The sequence below is a fragment of the Bacillus sp. FSL R9-9530 genome (assembly GCF_038008145.1).
GTDB classification, from domain to species: domain Bacteria; phylum Bacillota; class Bacilli; order Bacillales; family Bacillaceae_G; genus Bacillus_A; species Bacillus_A mycoides.
On the sequence record NZ_JBBOYO010000001.1, the window covers coordinates 2,893,819 to 2,908,871 of the forward strand.

Annotated in this window: 19 protein-coding genes and 2 pseudogenes; 2 read left to right on the top strand and 19 right to left on the bottom strand. The window is 35.0% G+C overall.

What is annotated here, in order from left to right; genetic code table 11:
- Positions 1-137 precede the first annotated feature (137 nt).
- The 14 genes and pseudogenes from MKX66_RS14530 to MKX66_RS14585 form a co-directional block, all read right to left on the bottom strand.
- Positions 138-1,115 (bottom strand): ring-cleaving dioxygenase, encoded by a 978-nt coding sequence (locus MKX66_RS14530; RefSeq protein WP_201051403.1) that lies wholly within the window; start codon positions 1,113-1,115, stop codon positions 138-140.
- A gap of 44 nt (positions 1,116-1,159) precedes the next feature.
- The gene (locus MKX66_RS14535; RefSeq protein ID WP_012260498.1) at positions 1,160-2,104 is read right to left on the bottom strand and encodes a ring-cleaving dioxygenase; all 945 of its coding nucleotides are present in this window, start codon (positions 2,102-2,104) and stop codon (positions 1,160-1,162) included.
- Positions 2,105-2,404: 300 nt separating this feature from the next.
- A complete protein-coding gene (locus tag MKX66_RS14540; RefSeq protein WP_012260497.1) occupies positions 2,405-2,593 on the bottom strand; it encodes a hypothetical protein in 189 nt (62 codons plus the stop codon).
- 373 nt (positions 2,594-2,966) lie between these two features.
- The gene (locus MKX66_RS14545; RefSeq protein ID WP_012260495.1) at positions 2,967-3,299 is read right to left on the bottom strand and encodes a DUF2185 domain-containing protein; all 333 of its coding nucleotides are present in this window, start codon (positions 3,297-3,299) and stop codon (positions 2,967-2,969) included.
- Positions 3,292-3,447 (bottom strand): hypothetical protein, encoded by a 156-nt coding sequence (locus MKX66_RS30855; protein ID WP_412097849.1) that lies wholly within the window; start codon positions 3,445-3,447, stop codon positions 3,292-3,294. Before MKX66_RS30855 ends, MKX66_RS14545 begins: the two co-directional genes overlap by 8 nt.
- A pseudogene (locus MKX66_RS14550) lies at positions 3,430-3,708 on the bottom strand (MerR family transcriptional regulator); the annotation flags it as partial. The gene MKX66_RS30855 and the pseudogene MKX66_RS14550, both read right to left, overlap by 18 nt.
- A gap of 126 nt (positions 3,709-3,834) precedes the next feature.
- Positions 3,835-4,179 (bottom strand): DUF2185 domain-containing protein, encoded by a 345-nt coding sequence (locus MKX66_RS14555; protein WP_012260493.1) that lies wholly within the window; start codon positions 4,177-4,179, stop codon positions 3,835-3,837.
- A gap of 1 nt (position 4,180) precedes the next feature.
- Positions 4,181-4,708 (bottom strand): ankyrin repeat domain-containing protein, encoded by a 528-nt coding sequence (locus MKX66_RS14560; RefSeq protein ID WP_012260492.1) that lies wholly within the window; start codon positions 4,706-4,708, stop codon positions 4,181-4,183.
- Positions 4,709-4,724: 16 nt separating this feature from the next.
- The gene (locus tag MKX66_RS14565; RefSeq protein ID WP_326998434.1) at positions 4,725-5,003 is read right to left on the bottom strand and encodes a GH-E family nuclease; all 279 of its coding nucleotides are present in this window, start codon (positions 5,001-5,003) and stop codon (positions 4,725-4,727) included.
- Positions 4,977-5,084, bottom strand: a pseudogene (locus MKX66_RS30860) (WXG100 family type VII secretion target); the annotation flags it as partial. The gene MKX66_RS14565 and the pseudogene MKX66_RS30860, both read right to left, overlap by 27 nt.
- 136 nt (positions 5,085-5,220) lie before the next feature.
- Entirely contained in the window at positions 5,221-5,463 is a 243-nt protein-coding gene (locus tag MKX66_RS14570) for a hypothetical protein (RefSeq protein WP_215590863.1), read from the bottom strand.
- A 123-nt stretch (positions 5,464-5,586) separates the two neighbouring features.
- Positions 5,587-6,531: a 3'-5' exoribonuclease YhaM gene (yhaM, locus tag MKX66_RS14575; RefSeq protein WP_002159025.1), complete on the bottom strand. Its 945-nt coding sequence runs from the start codon at positions 6,529-6,531 to the stop codon at positions 5,587-5,589.
- Between the two features lie 41 nt (positions 6,532-6,572).
- Positions 6,573-9,497, bottom strand: a complete 2,925-nt coding sequence (locus MKX66_RS14580) for an ATP-binding protein (RefSeq protein ID WP_341086491.1) — start codon at positions 9,495-9,497, stop codon at positions 6,573-6,575.
- Positions 9,494-10,735: a metallophosphoesterase family protein gene (locus MKX66_RS14585; protein WP_341087650.1), complete on the bottom strand. Its 1,242-nt coding sequence runs from the start codon at positions 10,733-10,735 to the stop codon at positions 9,494-9,496. The genes MKX66_RS14580 and MKX66_RS14585 overlap by 4 nt, the downstream gene beginning before the upstream one ends.
- Positions 10,736-10,903: 168 nt before the next feature.
- Between MKX66_RS14585 and MKX66_RS14590 the strand changes: the two genes are divergently transcribed.
- Positions 10,904-11,089 (top strand): YhzD family protein, encoded by a 186-nt coding sequence (locus MKX66_RS14590; RefSeq protein ID WP_000539550.1) that lies wholly within the window; start codon positions 10,904-10,906, stop codon positions 11,087-11,089.
- A 26-nt stretch (positions 11,090-11,115) separates the two neighbouring features.
- On the opposite strand, the gene MKX66_RS14595 is transcribed toward MKX66_RS14590, so the two are convergent.
- A complete protein-coding gene (locus MKX66_RS14595; RefSeq protein WP_341086492.1) occupies positions 11,116-11,478 on the bottom strand; it encodes a hypothetical protein in 363 nt (120 codons plus the stop codon).
- Positions 11,479-11,630: 152 nt separating this feature from the next.
- Here MKX66_RS14595 and MKX66_RS14600 point away from each other — a divergent pair, with 152 nt between their 5' ends.
- Complete coding sequence (locus MKX66_RS14600) at positions 11,631-11,771, top strand: YflJ family protein (protein WP_000273535.1); 141 nt, start codon at positions 11,631-11,633, stop codon at positions 11,769-11,771.
- Positions 11,772-11,811: 40 nt separating this feature from the next.
- On the opposite strand, the gene MKX66_RS14605 is transcribed toward MKX66_RS14600, so the two are convergent.
- The 4 genes from MKX66_RS14605 to MKX66_RS14620 form a co-directional block, all read right to left on the bottom strand.
- A complete protein-coding gene (locus tag MKX66_RS14605) occupies positions 11,812-12,228 on the bottom strand; it encodes a hypothetical protein (protein ID WP_002140696.1) in 417 nt (138 codons plus the stop codon).
- 122 nt (positions 12,229-12,350) lie between these two features.
- Entirely contained in the window at positions 12,351-12,785 is a 435-nt protein-coding gene (locus MKX66_RS14610) for a hypothetical protein (RefSeq protein ID WP_341086493.1), read from the bottom strand.
- A gap of 163 nt (positions 12,786-12,948) precedes the next feature.
- Positions 12,949-13,593, bottom strand: coding sequence for a response regulator (locus MKX66_RS14615; protein ID WP_002134771.1), 645 nt, complete (start codon positions 13,591-13,593; stop codon positions 12,949-12,951).
- Positions 13,583-14,800 (bottom strand): sensor histidine kinase, encoded by a 1,218-nt coding sequence (locus tag MKX66_RS14620; RefSeq protein ID WP_341086495.1) that lies wholly within the window; start codon positions 14,798-14,800, stop codon positions 13,583-13,585. The genes MKX66_RS14615 and MKX66_RS14620 overlap by 11 nt, the downstream gene beginning before the upstream one ends.
- Between the last annotated feature and the right edge of the window lie 253 nt (positions 14,801-15,053).

Sequence of the window (15,053 nt, forward strand, 5' to 3'; positions counted from 1 at the left end):
TAAATTAATTATACCAAATATTTCTATTTTAAAAACTTGAGAAACATTTTTCAGAAAATTTTATAGACCAAATAAAAAAGCAAGCAATTCCAGCGATTCGCTAAAACTACTTGCTCTTCTACTTATTATTTCTATTTTTACTCTTTAATAAATTCCTTCGTACTTCTCACTGTATCAATTGGACGTACTAATTTTTCGATTTCTTCACGTTTTGGCTCTAGGAATGGAGGTAAAGATAATTTTTCTCCAAGTGTTTCGTATGGCTCATCTCCCATAAACCCTGGGCCGTCTGTTGCAAACTCGAATAAAATTTGCGGCGCAACTCTTGCGTATAATGACTCAAAGAAGTGACGATTTACATAACCAGATGAAGGGAGTCCAACTCGACTTAGTCGCTCAATCCACTCTTCTAATACAGCGCGATCCTCTACGCGGAATGCTGCATGATGCACTGTACCAAAACCTTGTTGTGCTTCAGGAAGAACCGTATTATGTTCTACAATGACAGATGCACCGTTTCCACCTTCACCTACTTCAAATAAGTAGAATTCTCCTTCTTGAGCAATCTCTTTAAATAATAGAACTTTTTCTAGTACTTCTTTGAAATAACTGAAATTCGCGATACGGACAAATACAGGTCCTAAGCCAGTAATTGCATATTCTAATGGCACTGGGCCGTCTTGCCAAGGTGTACCTGATTCCACGCCTTTATCAAATTCATCTGATATCAATTGATAGTGTTGATCATCAAAGTCAACGAATGAAAGAGTTTTCTTACCGAATTGCTCTTTAATTTCTGTATGTTCTACTTCAAGACGGTCAAAACGTTTCACCCAATACTCTAGTGCTGCGTCAGTCGGAACGCGGAATGAAGTTTTTGAAATTTCATTTGTACCGTGTACTCCTTTTGGAACACCTGGGAAGTCAAAGAATGTCATATCTGTTCCTGCACTACCTTTATCATCTGCAAAGAATAAATGATACGTTTGAATATCATCTTGGTTTACTGTTTTTTTAACTAAACGCATTCCTAAAACGTGAGTGAAAAATTCATAGTTCTTTTCTGCACTACTTGTAATTGCTGTAACGTGGTGAATTCCTTTTAATTGGTTCATTTTATATTCCTCCAATGGTTTTAAATTTTATATTTTCTCTTCTATTATTTCTCTTCAATAGGTGCTAATTTCGCTTCAATTTCTGCTCGCTGTTCTTCTAAGAACGGCGGTAAATCAAGTTTTTCTCCTAAATGCTCTACATCTCCATCAACTGTAAATCCTGGTCCATCTGTCGCAATTTCAAATAGGATTCCATTTGATTCACGGAAGTATAAGCTTTTAAAGTAGAAACGGTCGATAATGCCTGAAGAATGGAAACCTTTTTGTATCACCTGTTCTTCCCAATAAGCTAGCTCTTCACTGTTTTTCACGCGAATCGCTAAATGGTGAATGCTACCGCGGCCTGGCTTTTCAGTAGGACCATCTAAATATTTCACAACGATTTCTCCGAAGGCTTCTCCTTTAATAGACTGGAAAATCGCTTCTTCGTCGCTTCGGCTAACTTCTTTATAACCAAATATATCTGTTAGTGTACTTGCCAGTTTATCAAGTCTACGCACTGTCATTTCTACAGAACCCATTCCTTGAATTTGATGTTCAGCTGGAACTTCGGATTTCTCCCAAGTTTCCCAGTGCTCCACTTTTTCTCCGTTTGAAACGAGTAGCACGAGACGAAGACCTTCCGCATCCTCAAATTGCAAAGCAGGACGATTTGCATATGTTGTCATTTCACTATGTTTCACATCAAATTTCTCAAATCGTTCTTTCCAGTAATGTAAGCTTTCCTCTGAAGGAACGAGTAATCCGATTCGCGTAATTGCATTCGTACCACGGTACGTTTTTCCTACTAAAGGCATTTCAAAAAATGATAGTTCAGTACCTGGACTTCCTGTTTTATCTCCGTAAAATAAATGATACATGGATGGATCATCTTGGTTTACCGTCATTTTCACACGGCGTAAACCAAGCACGTTTTTATAAAAATGGTTATTCTCACTTCCGTTTTTTGTAACCATTGAAATGTGATGATGCCCTTTAATTTCATACATTGATAATTCCTCCGTTTCATTTTACTAGTCAAGTGATAACTAAAAAATAATATGCTTCTTAGCTTTTTAATTTATTCTCATTATATTTTTGTAAATTCATCTTAGTTTTTACTGAATAAGTTACTTTGCTTTTTAATCGAAAGCAAGTGAGTGTATGTTTTTCATATGACTCAATCGCTTTCGTTACTATCACTTTACAACTCAAGTGATTAAAAAGCAAGTGATTTATCTCAAATTCGAGATTTTTTTTTATTGCATAACATTTTGAACTGGAGAATGGTTTGGTAAATATTAAAAACATTAGTGGAGAAAAGAAACTTCAATATTATCGAAAACTGTAATGTCGAGAATAGCAGGATAACTTTTTCCTTCTTCAATTTTATATGAACAAACAGTGGAGAATCCCGTAAACACTACACCGTTAATATTTATTGTAACTTCCTCTTCGATTAACTTATTGGCTTTTTCTACATACGCCATATATTTCATGTTTCTTCCTCCCTTTCCTAATTGAAATTATGAGATAAAAAATGTAAACATATAAAATAAAACTTGTCTAACAGAAAATGAAGCCAATTTATATGTGAAATAAAGTTAGTAAAATAAAAGAGCATCCCCAAACGGAAATGCCCTTTTATTTCAGGTTTAAATTACACCCATTTCTTTTAACATATCAATTAAACTAGTATAGAAGTATTCACATGCTTCTGTCTCAGAATTAAATATCTTAATATTACTCTTTATTACTCGCTTACTATAACATTTTACATTCTTTTCGAAGATATTTAATGAATTCACACTTGGTAAATTTACATCTCCTCGAACCATTTTACCTTGTTGTCTTTAGATTTTCGTATTCTCATCAAACTTCTTTACCAGTTAAATTATCAACAAATCTTATTTTTCCATTTTCAGAAACTAATTGTAAATCACTACCTATTGGTAGTTCGTATATTCCCAGAATGGCCGGTTCAATATTTGCTACAGTATTAAAATCACATACTACTAAATTATCAGGATTATTAATATAATCATCATCATCAATTTCTGAAAAGAATCTCCAACCATTATCTACCGCATCTATTGATTGCTCTCTCAATATCCATTTCAATTTTCCTGTTTCATTTATTATATTTTTTGAAACAATACAGGCCCCAGCTTTTTCAATAAATTCAATAGGCTCTTTTTTATTCATATTTTTCCATCCTTTCAATTAAACTTGCTCCATATGGGAATTTTCTAGCGTATTCAATAGCTGAAAATCCTGTACTATCTTTAGAAGTTAAATCTAAGTTTGGTTGAGCAAACCACAAATTATATAACTTTTCTAATACTTCATCCAATTTCTTTTCTATTTGCGATTTTTCTTCTTTTGAAAGAAACGAATCAATTTCTCTATTACACCATCTCGAACTTGATCATAAGACCATTTTTGCACCTGTATTTTTTCTCTTATAGCTTTTAATTCTTCTATATTTTCCTTCGAGTATCTCGGATATCCTTCCTGACTTCGCTCTGTTTGACCATACTTTAAGCAAATCGAGAGTCACCCCTAAATGATCCGCAATAATTTTCGGTGTATACATTTCCGATTTTAGTTCCAATTTTCATTTCACCCCTGTTCTCAAACATAAATCTTCATAAAACACCCTATATGTCTTCTATACATCTAGATAAAACAAAAAGAGCATATCCCTTTCGGAATTGCCCTCTCAACTTAAAAAATAATATCAATTTCCTTTTAAAATTTGATCAATCTCTTTCTCATTTTCACTTATTAAATCATAAAATCCTACATGAATATCTTCTTCATACAGCCAACATAAATCAGTACCATAAGGAGCATCAAAAATTTCTAACATAACTGGAGCTATTTCTAATATAGAGCTTGCTCCTAATACTTGAAAATTACTAGAATCATTTACATATTCATCATCATCTTCCGAAGAATAAATAGTCCACCCATTTAATTGAGGAATTTCTGATTTTTCCCTAAATGTATAACGTATTGATTTTCCAGCTACAACATTTTTAGAAACAATAAAGCCCCCGTAATCAGAATTATTTACTTTCATATTAACACTCCTCAATAATAGTTAATAAATCATTTCTCCAAGAATACTCTTTAGCATAATCTACACATGATTTTCCAGATTGATCTTTCAAATTATAGTTTGAACCATTTTTAATAAGTAATTTATACATGTCTTTATTGTCTTCTGTAGACAATTTATTTATCGTAATAGCATACTTCAAAGGAATAGCATTATATTTATCCAAAGCATTTATATTAATTTCATTATCAATAAGTAATCTTGTTATCTCTAATTCATATTCTATTGTTGGGCGTAAAACACAAAAATAAAACATATGCAATGCATTCCTTTTATCTTTAGCTGTAGTGTAATTAATATCAATACCCTCTTCTAGTAAAAATTTTATAATTTTAAGTTTTTCACTAGAATTTTTATTATTAGTCATAGCCATGCACAATAAATTAATATCTAAATCACTATCAATTTGATTAATATCACCATCATAAAATTTTTTGAAATCTTCAAAAGTTCCTTCTCTAACTGCATCAAAAACATTTAATATTTTCATTCCATCATCTTCCTAACTACTCATATTTATGACTTCTATTTACAGAGGGCTTTTCTAATCTGAAATTATCCGAATTAAACTGAAATTCTTTTAACTCTTTAAGAGTAATCTCACGATTTTTATATTTCTCAAACATATTCTTATAAGTATTTCCTTCTGTATGACCAAAATCTACTTTATTTTTTCGTGCCTGTCCAGGTTTCCAGTCAAGTACCTCACTAGTATTAGGATCCCGTAAAATCCCATCTGGGTCTATCTGTTTATCAAAAACATCTATACATAAATTATTATGTATAGATTCTAATGCGATTCTGGTATTACTTGCACGATTAGCAACTTCTTCTAGCATTTCAGGTGTCACTGTGATTTGAACCATTTCTTTCCTCCCTTTCCCCAATTAAAATTATGAGATAAAAAGAAAAAATGTAAATACAGAAACTTTAGATTAGTATAATAATGTGTATATAAAATAAAAGAGCACCCCCAAACGGAAATGCCCTTTTATTTCAGTTTTAAATTACACCCATTCCTTTTAACATCTCAATTAAACTAGTATAGAAATATTCACATGCTTCTGTCTCAGAATTAAATGTCTTAAGGTTACTCTTTGTTCCTCGCTCACTATAATATACTTTCCATACTCCATTCTGTTCATTAAAACAATACGATTCGTTTGGTAATCCACCCTTTAAACTATATAAATCCTTTGGCACCTCTTCTTGTAATAATTTCTGTTCTAACTCATTTTTTCGCATTTTTAGAACCTACCCTTTTCAATGCTTCTTCTTCAATTATTTCATTTTAACTATTTCATTTTTAATAAAGAAAACAGCCCCACTAAGCTTTTAACACTTAATGAGGCCATTCTATTCACAATCTTAATTATGGAAAGTTGGCTTATAGAACGAACGATTATCAAGCGCAAAGACACGTTCTGTGTATTCGCCTGGTTTTGTGCGTCCTAATGCGCGGTCCATCATGTTCATTTTTGCATCTAAGTTATCGATGTAGTGCAGAATTTCTGCTTCTTTCACTAATGGTGGTTTTGGGCTACCCCATTCTGCTTTTCCGTGATGGGAAAGGACGATGTGCTGAAGGATTAATACTTCTTCTGCATCGATGTTCAGCTCGTCTGCTGCTTTACCAATTTCGTTCACCATAATTGAAATGTGGCCAAGTAAATTCCCTTCTAACGTATACGTTGTGGAAATTGGGCCAGATAGTTCGAATACTTTACCAAGGTCGTGTAAAATAACGCCCGCATATAGTAAGTCTTTATCTAACGATGGGTATAGAGCTGATATAGCTTTCGCTAAATCTAACATTGATACAACATGATAAGCTAGTCCAGATACGAACTCGTGATGGTTCTTTGTCGCTGCTGGATATTCTAAAAATTCATTTTGATGCTTATTTAACAAATGTCTTGTTAGACGCTGTATGTTCGGGTTTCTCATTTCAAATATGTATTGCGTAATTTTCTCAACCATATCTTCTTTTTTTATTGGAGCTTTTTCTACAAAGTCTGAGATGTCTGTTACTTCATTCTCATTCGCAACACGAATTTGTTTCACACGTAATTGAATACGTCCTTTATAGTTTAGAATATCTCCAGCTACTTTAACGATTGTTTCCGCTACATATTGTTTCTCAACTTCTGGCGATACGTCCCATAGCTTTGCTTCAATATCTCCACTTGGATCTTGTAAGATTACTGTTAAAAACGGCTTACCATTGCTTGCGAGACCTTTTGTCGCTGTTTTAATTAACAAGAAAACATCGACTTGTTCACCAACTTCATATTCTACAATTTTCTTTTTCATTCGAATTCCTCCACCAAATCAGTTACTTTTAGTATAGCATACTACAACTCATTTTCTTTACGCTTACGTGTTAATTTTATAATCTCATTTTCTGTAAAATACGTTAATAAATGCGCATGGCATGTAAAGAAGATAACTTGTCTATCTTTCGCAATTTCTTTTATAAGTTCAATCGTTCGATTCGTCCTTACCGCGTCAAAATGTACGAAGCTATCATCAATAATAAATGGATAGTCATGCTCAAACGTTTTCGCTAGCGCAAATCGTAACGATAAATATAACTGCTCCGCTGTCGCTTGGCTTAGTTCATGACTGTAAAAACGCATACCATCGTTACGTTCGACAATGAAAGGTTCCGCTTCTGACGGTGAGAATATTTTACTATATCTCCCGCCTGTTAAATACACGAAATACTCTTCGGATTTTTGTAAAATACGCGGCAAATGCACTTCATGATAATATTGCTTCGTTTTCGTTAATACTGTCTTTGCGGCCGCATATGCAGCCCACTTCTTCACTTGTTCACGCACTTGCGCTTTTTTCATTTCCCACTCATGTAGTAAATCACCATACGTACTGCCTTCTTCTAAATTCGCAATTTCTATTCGATGCTTCGCAATACGCTCTGTCAGTTCTTTCTCTTGCGCCAGACAGCTTTGCGCGGCTGTAATTTCTTGCTTTAATTTTTCATCATAACCGTCAGCCTCATAATGCTCAGCTAATGACAAACTCGTTAAGCGCTGTTCTAACAAATCAATTTGAGGTAATAAACGCCCCACTTGCTTATCCGCGTCTTCACGTTTCTCTGCCAATTTTCCAGCTTCTAAAAACATCTCTTCATCTGTAGATTCTGCGATATGCCATAACCCATCTCGCTCTACTAGTAGTTGTTTTAATTGCTCTTGCATGAACTCATATTCTTCTTGCCATTCCGCCAGCTTCTCTTTCAGCTGCTTACAAGTTTGGCGCTTCTCTTTCTCGTTTTGCATACGACTTTGCGCCTCATGCAAATTGCTATACTCCGTGCTACCGATAACAGTTTCTAGTTTATGCTCAAAGTGCGAAATCATTTCATACAATGAAGATTTCCGCTTACTTTGCTTCTCTAAATCACGATATAATTGCCGCATTTTTTCAATACGCTCAAACGCCGGCAATATGTGCGCATACGTATAAAATTCTGGGAACATATAGCGCGTTTTATACGCATCTACTTGTTCTCCTATTTGAAAAGTTTCTCTCTCCCATTCTTCATACGATGAAACGACTTTATCATAAGCTCGTTCCATTTGCTGTAACTTATATGACTCACGCTCAAATAGCTTACGAATCTCTTCATCTTTTTCTAGCTGATAACGCACAGACATCGCCTCTTCACTTTGACGCCCGCCAGCACTTTGCTGAAGAGTAAGGAGCTCTTCTTGTAATCCACCCGAAGGATCTTTATATAAAACGAGTGCTAAAACAATCCCTACAAAAACAATGACACTAATAAATAATAGCGCGCGGTTATCTATAAATAGACTCGTGAATAAAACAAGCGTGTTAATAAGAAGTAACAGAAGACAAATTCTTTGCCACTGTTTTTTCTTTTGCATAGCCGCCCCTGTTTTTTCCTCATACTTACGCTTCATTCTCTCTGCGCCCATACCGATAAACGCCGCATCTTGAAATGATTTTTCTCTCTCAACTAACGTATTTCGTTTTTCATCAGCTAACATTTGCTGACTTATTTGTCTTATATTTTCTTCTTGCTCTTCTAATTGCTCCTGAGCCGTTTTGAAACGTTCATCAAGCTGCGTTTTTTGCGTTTCTAACTCTCTCGCTTTTTGCACCGTTTGTGTAATTAATTCTTTCGTCGCTAAACTTATATCAAATGAAAGAACAGTCTCTTGTTCAAAAGTAGCGCCAATTTGTTGCTGTAGTTCTGCGATTTCTTCTTTTATATTCGCAATACTTCCCGTCATATCACGCATTTCTTGGCGTGCATTTTCATAAGACATATGTTGCATACGAAGTTCTTCTACGTAACTTTCTTTTTGTAAAAATACTTCATCTATTTCTGTGGAATCAATTTCTGATTGCACTGTTTCTATCTTTTTTTGAAGCGAATCTACTTGTACTTGCAGCGGTTCTATCTTTGCCTTTACCGCCTCATAGCGCGCCATTCCGTTTACAGGAAACTGCCCGTTCTCGCTTTTCAACACTTTCTCGTGCGCACTCTTTTCAATAACGAGAGGCTCAAGCGCCGCTAATATTTCATAATCTTGCTTTCGTCTTTCGGCTGACTCTTTTTCCGCACGAACAGAAGCAAGTTTCTCTTCACTTTCTTTTAACTGCTCGACCTGTTTTTCATACGTGCCAATCTTCCCTTGCCACTCTTTCATCTTTTCCTCAATTTTCTTCATCTCTTGCAGTGACACGTTAATTTCAGGATTACGACCACTCGGCTTAAAGCGCTGATTCATTTCTTTTTCTAATTTTTTATCTAACTGCAATAACGCATCACTTCCGACTGCGCTGGCCGAAAATAAATAATTGCCGATATCCGCTTCGCCGAGCTGATGAATATTTTGAAGACCATGCATATCAAATGAAAAAACAGAATCAAATAAGCTTTCATTCACACCGCTTAATATATCGTTTAAAATATCTTCGCTGCCAGTTTTCCCGTCCTCAAAATAAACGGTCACCGCGCCTACTGCCGTCTTTGGCAATCGTTCAATTTTCAAACGGCCGTACTTTTCTGTTTGAACAGTGACCGCTCCGCCATACTTCCCGCCTTCTTTCGGTTCATAACGGCGCTGTCCTCTCGTCGGAAAACCGAATAAAATACTTTTCATAAACGAGCGAATTGTCGATTTTCCCGCTTCATTTTCACCGTACAACACCGTCAGCATTGACAGATCCATTTCCACATTTTCTAGTTTTCCATAGCCATAAATATGGAGTTTTTCAATTCTCATTTTTTATCCCTCTCTTGCTGGAATAATTGCTCTAAAATAATATTTTCCGCTTCCTTTTGAATCTCTTTCTTCTCTTCTTCCGTAAAAGCTTCAATGCTATTACGTGCTACAGGAGATGTCCAAATGGTGCGCAATACTCCGTCCATATTTGTGAAAGCTTCTAACTCTTTCAGCACACTACCGACGAAATGATTTTCTTCTTTCAAACGTTCAATTTCCGCAAAAGAAACCGTCTCATTTTTCCACTTCATCGCATACACAAAGTCTTTTCGCTCTTCGCCAGCTGCTAAAATATGAAAAATCTCTTCCACGCGCTTGTCTTCACGCAAATAAGGAGAAAGTGGCCCCTGCCCTGTAAATACGACAGTTAAAAGCGTGCCTTCCTCTTCTCTTCTGCATTCATTCATCGCACTTGACGCGCTCGTCATAAGATCATCAACAGTTTCAAGTCCATCGATACTAACTTCAATCTCATCCCACACAACATCCGCCGTATGGAAAAATGAACAATGCGTTCCTTGTTTCGTAAGTTCAATAAGGTACGCACCTTTCTCCCCTGTTTCCTTACGATGACGACCTTGTATATTACCCGGATAAATAATGTACGGCTCTTCTGCTAAAATTTCACGTTTATGTATATGGCCAAGAGCCCAATAATCAAACTGCTTTTCCTTCAGCTCACGAATTTGAAACGGTGCATAACGATTATGCTCTGCATCCCCTTCCACACTTCCGTGAAGCATTCCAATATGGAAAGGCGCATCACTCATTTTCGTATACTGCGCTGTCATATTATCCGTTACCGCTTGCTGCAAATAACTAAACCCGTAAATAGAAGCTACAAGCTCACCATTTTTATAAAATGACTTCTCTTCCACATAAGGCTCCGTAAACACGTGAACATTTTCCGGAAACTCAATCGCTGCCCAGCTTCCCCCTAAATGATCGTGGTTACCGTGAATAATAAAAACGGGAATATCGTACTGCGAAAGTCTCTTCATTTGCTCACGCACAAACACTTGCGCTCTCAAACTTCTCGTCTCCGCATCATACAAATCCCCGGCTAGTAATACGAAATCAACGCGCTCTTGAATCGCTTTATCAACAATACGCTCGAACGATTCAAACGTACTTTGCTTCATTCTCTCCCAAACAGACTGTGGTACATTCATCTCCATCCCTTTAAACGGACTATCCAAATGCAAATCAGCCGCATGTATAAACTTCACTTGTTTCACAAATAACGATCCTTTCCTTTTCCGTACTTTACTACGAATAGTAAATCTAGTGCTCATAAAACTTTCCTTTTATTTTACCACGCAATGTCATATATTTCTTTGCATATTCTAGTGATTTATGATAAAATAGTTATAAGATTCTGATTTTAATTATTGGAGGGAATTTTCATGGGAGTATACGTTCTAACAGTCTTTGAAAAAGATGGCTCAAAAGCATTAGACGAATCATTCGAGGCAGCAACTGAAAAAGAAGCGAAAGCAAAAGGTGAATCTATTTTACAAGAAAAAGGATTGCATGAAAAAACACATCGCTGCACATCTTCTGCAGGTAAGCTCGTTTTATTCCAGCGCTAAAAAAAGAAGCGTCATCCGCTTCTTTTTCACTCTACTATATCTTCGTCACACCACGTAAACGCCACATCTAGAATACGATTACCGATACGTACGCGCTTATTCCATTTTCCTGTTTGGATCTGATGTTGCAATTCCACTTTCATCTTTTCCGTCCAGTCGTGAATCGTGTCACTACGGTCGTACGGATATACGCCTGGAAATTCTTCCTGCAGAAGATGCAAGCTCTCTGCATCAAAATGAAAATGGAAGAAGTAGTTTGCTGTAAGCGATGGTTCTTGCAATCGTAAAAAATGATCATCAACTTGCTTTCTATTTCTATAGAAAGTAAAGATATTCACTTTACCGCTCGTAATTTGGTCAATTTGAATTTCGTGCTTCTCTATAATCACGTCTTGCCCACCTCGTTATATACTACCCTTAGTATATATGTCTTTTGCAACAAAGTTAACCATTTTCGCGCGAAATTCATTTCCTTCATTATATTACCCGTACCTCCAAGTACAATCAGGACAAATAAACAAAGTTGAAGGGGAGCGATCACATGTATTTCGGAAGCAAAGGTTGGTATGTAAAAGAACTTAAAAAATTAGGGATTCGTACTTACGAAGGTAAAAAACTAGAATCTTATCGTACACATATTTTATCTAGTTTACTTGAGAGAATGAAAAAAGCTTCGGCTTAATAGATGTAGGAAGCGACTACGGTTGCTTCCTTTTTATTTACTAAATAAAAAGGAAATCATCATACCTTAACTTTACCGTTATACTTCCTTGATAGAAACCGCCCATTATCAACTGAATCTCTATTACCGAATACTCTTCCAGATAATCATTTGTATATATTTTAAATTCTCCATACTTATTAACCGGTCCGCTTCCAACATACATATCGCCACTCGTTATGACAATTGTTGAATGAGGTTCTGCACGGCCCAATACACAATTATCACCATATTCCACAGAATCTATCGTTATTTTTTGATGCATATTATTAACTGAACCTATACAGTTCTTATTACACAAATTAACATCTCTTTCTTCAGCCCTCGATAGCGCTCGATTCCTACTAGTCTTTTCTGAAGAGAAAGCAACATTCCCCAGCCAACTAAACCTATCAAATGTAGTAATAGGTAGAAACATCTACGTTAACTCCCCCATTCTTCCAATACTTCCATCTCATTTTTTATCAACTACGGTCTTTTAATGAACTTACAGCAATACGTTTTATGTTGGGGTAAAAGAAAATAGCTTTGGTTTTCCATTCAATTTCGCACTGTTAATTTGTACAGAACACATAGAATACTGTTTTTCACCCCAGATGTAATGACAACACCACACAAAAGAAACCACGATCCATTAAATGTAAATCCACCTTCAAATATATTAATAATAATTACGTTGCCAATTATTAAGAGAATCCATGAAATGGAATACTGTTTTCCATTTGTAATATATAAAATTTCATCCTCATAACAGACTGTAATTCCCCCACCTTGCCAAACACCAATAGCGAAAGAAATAAGCGTAACTGCCAGTAACTCTGCTTGTAAATCCCTAGTCATTTGTTGCGGCGCCGTATAAGTAATAATCCCTATCATCATGAGAAAAGTTATAATATCTATCCAGTTTAATTTTCTTTGTTTGCTTTGCAGCCAAATAAAGAAAATTAATACAGGAATTAAAAGCAAAGTTTCCATTTAATTATTCTTCTTCCTTTCCTACATTAGAAACGTCTATAATTGTAATGCAATTAGATTGTTCTTAAATCTTTCATACTCTCTGAAGCATAGCATGAGAAAGAAATAAAAAAATCGTACAAAAGGGCAAGCCTATAGTGTACGATTGGGCATATATAATGTTTTAAAAATGAATTAGCTTCCTTTCAATAGATACAGCTACTGCTTCTGACCGTGAATTAACACCTAATTTATTGTATATATTTGTTAAATATGCTTTTACCGTTCGCTCAGCTATTCCCATATCAAATGCAATTTCTTTATTCTTATATCCGCGCGCAATAGCTTTCAGCACAAACAATTCTTTAACCGTTAAGTTATTTTCTGCAACCTTATCAGCATGTACTTCTTTCCTTTTATACTTCACTATCTTTTCCATAATATTTGGTTGTAGTAAAATCTCACCTCGAATAGCCGCTTCCAATGTTCGAAACAAATTCTCACGATCCGTATCTTTTAGCAAATATCCTTTTGCCCCTAACTCAATTCCCTTTAACATTAATTCATCTTCGTTATAAGTAGTTAATATAATAATCGGCGTATGGTTTTGTTTTTTATTCAAAGCCTCAATTGTTTCTAAACCACTCATTTTAGGCATATTTAAATCCATTAAAATGACATCGGGTTCCTTTTTCTCTATGAAAGAAAGGGCTTCTTCTCCATTTGCGGCCTCACCTATAATTTGAAATGAATCACTCGTTTCTATTATTAATTTCAGACCTTCTCTTACAACGAAATGATCATCTACAATTAATACGTTATGCTTCATGGCTATCTCCTTCTTTATTTATAGGCACTTGAATATACACTTTCGTACCTTTCATCTTTTCACTCAATATATTTATTTCTCCCTTAATCAATCGAACACGCTCATTTAAGCCAATTAAACCATAATGTCCAGGATTCTTACCGATATATCCAGTGTCAAACCCAATTCCATTATCTTCAACTTCTATAGTAAGTTTTTCAATGTTATCGATATATTCAACTTTTAAATGAACATCTGTTGCCTGTGAATGTTTTGCGATATTCGTTAAACATTCACTAATTACATATAAGCAGTGCTCTTTTACTACGCTTGAAATATACGGTGGACTTTGGATAGTAAATCTCACATGTATAGACGTAGCTTCAGAAAAACGTTGAACCTCTTCTTTTACTGCTCCATTAAATGAATTAGTAGTATGACGCAAATCATCAATAACCAACCTTGCATCATGTAGAGTTTGTCTCGCTCTTATCATAGTTTGTTTCATAATCTCTTGAGAGCGTCCTGTATTCCCCTTTTGCATATGGGCATCTATTGCTTCCAATTGCATAATTAAGCTTGCTAAACCTTGCGCTAACGTATCATGTAAATCTCTTGCCATACGCTGCCTTTCATTAGCTAATGTCAATTCTTCCACTCTCATATATGCAGACTCTAACTCTTGAATATAGCTCTGTATACGATTACGCGCATCAAATTGCTGCTTATTAATGTAAGAAAAAGGAATAATAATTGCTAACACTAAAAGAAACATAGAGATAAGAATAGCTAATTTATTCACACCATAATTGATACTAATTGCAGCACAAAATATTGCATACATAAGAGTAAAAACTGCCATTACTTTAAATATATTGTTATAAACATATAAACTTTGGGCGATTAAAATAGGAGTTAATCCAACAAAAATCGCTATCGAAGCATTTGTTGCAATAAACGCAGCCAAAAACACAATGAAAAGTTGTACAAAAAAGAAGTACAACAATTGCCTATTTTTTAATGAACTCGCATACCAATGAAAAATAGTATGAATAACAATGACTATTGTAAAGAAAAAACTATCCATAGAGAAAATATTATTACGAAATTCTAAAAGTACTGAAGCTATATATACGAGTGTAATCCATAAAATAATAAACCTTCTTGGAATAAATACCACTTCCAATACATTTGTATCCAAATCTATATTTAAACTTATTTTTTTCATATCTGACCTCCACTATTACATTATACAAGATGCAACTTACATTTTGATAAAGTGAAGGCTTTTACATACAGCCCGACTCCCACAAATAGCGGGATAAGTCACTGATTCCTCTTCATCCTCATTACCAAATACAAATATAAAATATTGTATATCGAAATGCATTGATGTTTATGTAAGATTATTATTCAGCAATCCATACAATGCTACATAATTAATGTATATTTTAAAAGTTTGCACAATCAAAATCTCCTCA

Coding starts and splice junctions, on each gene's coding strand:
- MKX66_RS14530 (WP_201051403.1), bottom strand. CDS start 1,115: ATGAACCAATTAAAAGGAATTCACCACGTTACAGCAATTACAAGTAGT.
- MKX66_RS14535 (WP_012260498.1), bottom strand. CDS start 2,104: ATGTATGAAATTAAAGGGCATCATCACATTTCAATGGTTACAAAAAAC.
- MKX66_RS14540 (WP_012260497.1), bottom strand. CDS start 2,593: ATGAAATATATGGCGTATGTAGAAAAAGCCAATAAGTTAATCGAAGAG.
- MKX66_RS14545 (WP_012260495.1), bottom strand. CDS start 3,299: ATGAATAAAAAAGAGCCTATTGAATTTATTGAAAAAGCTGGGGCCTGT.
- MKX66_RS14555 (WP_012260493.1), bottom strand. CDS start 4,179: ATGAAAGTAAATAATTCTGATTACGGGGGCTTTATTGTTTCTAAAAAT.
- MKX66_RS14560 (WP_012260492.1), bottom strand. CDS start 4,708: ATGAAAATATTAAATGTTTTTGATGCAGTTAGAGAAGGAACTTTTGAA.
- MKX66_RS14570 (WP_215590863.1), bottom strand. CDS start 5,463: ATGCGAAAAAATGAGTTAGAACAGAAATTATTACAAGAAGAGGTGCCA.
- yhaM (WP_002159025.1), bottom strand. CDS start 6,531: ATGAAAAAGAAAATTGTAGAATATGAAGTTGGTGAACAAGTCGATGTT.
- MKX66_RS14580 (WP_341086491.1), bottom strand. CDS start 9,497: ATGAGAATTGAAAAACTCCATATTTATGGCTATGGAAAACTAGAAAAT.
- MKX66_RS14590 (WP_000539550.1), top strand. CDS start 10,904: ATGGGAGTATACGTTCTAACAGTCTTTGAAAAAGATGGCTCAAAAGCA.
- MKX66_RS14600 (WP_000273535.1), top strand. CDS start 11,631: ATGTATTTCGGAAGCAAAGGTTGGTATGTAAAAGAACTTAAAAAATTA.
- MKX66_RS14605 (WP_002140696.1), bottom strand. CDS start 12,228: ATGTTTCTACCTATTACTACATTTGATAGGTTTAGTTGGCTGGGGAAT.
- MKX66_RS14610 (WP_341086493.1), bottom strand. CDS start 12,785: ATGGAAACTTTGCTTTTAATTCCTGTATTAATTTTCTTTATTTGGCTG.
- MKX66_RS14615 (WP_002134771.1), bottom strand. CDS start 13,593: ATGAAGCATAACGTATTAATTGTAGATGATCATTTCGTTGTAAGAGAA.
- MKX66_RS14620 (WP_341086495.1), bottom strand. CDS start 14,800: ATGAAAAAAATAAGTTTAAATATAGATTTGGATACAAATGTATTGGAA.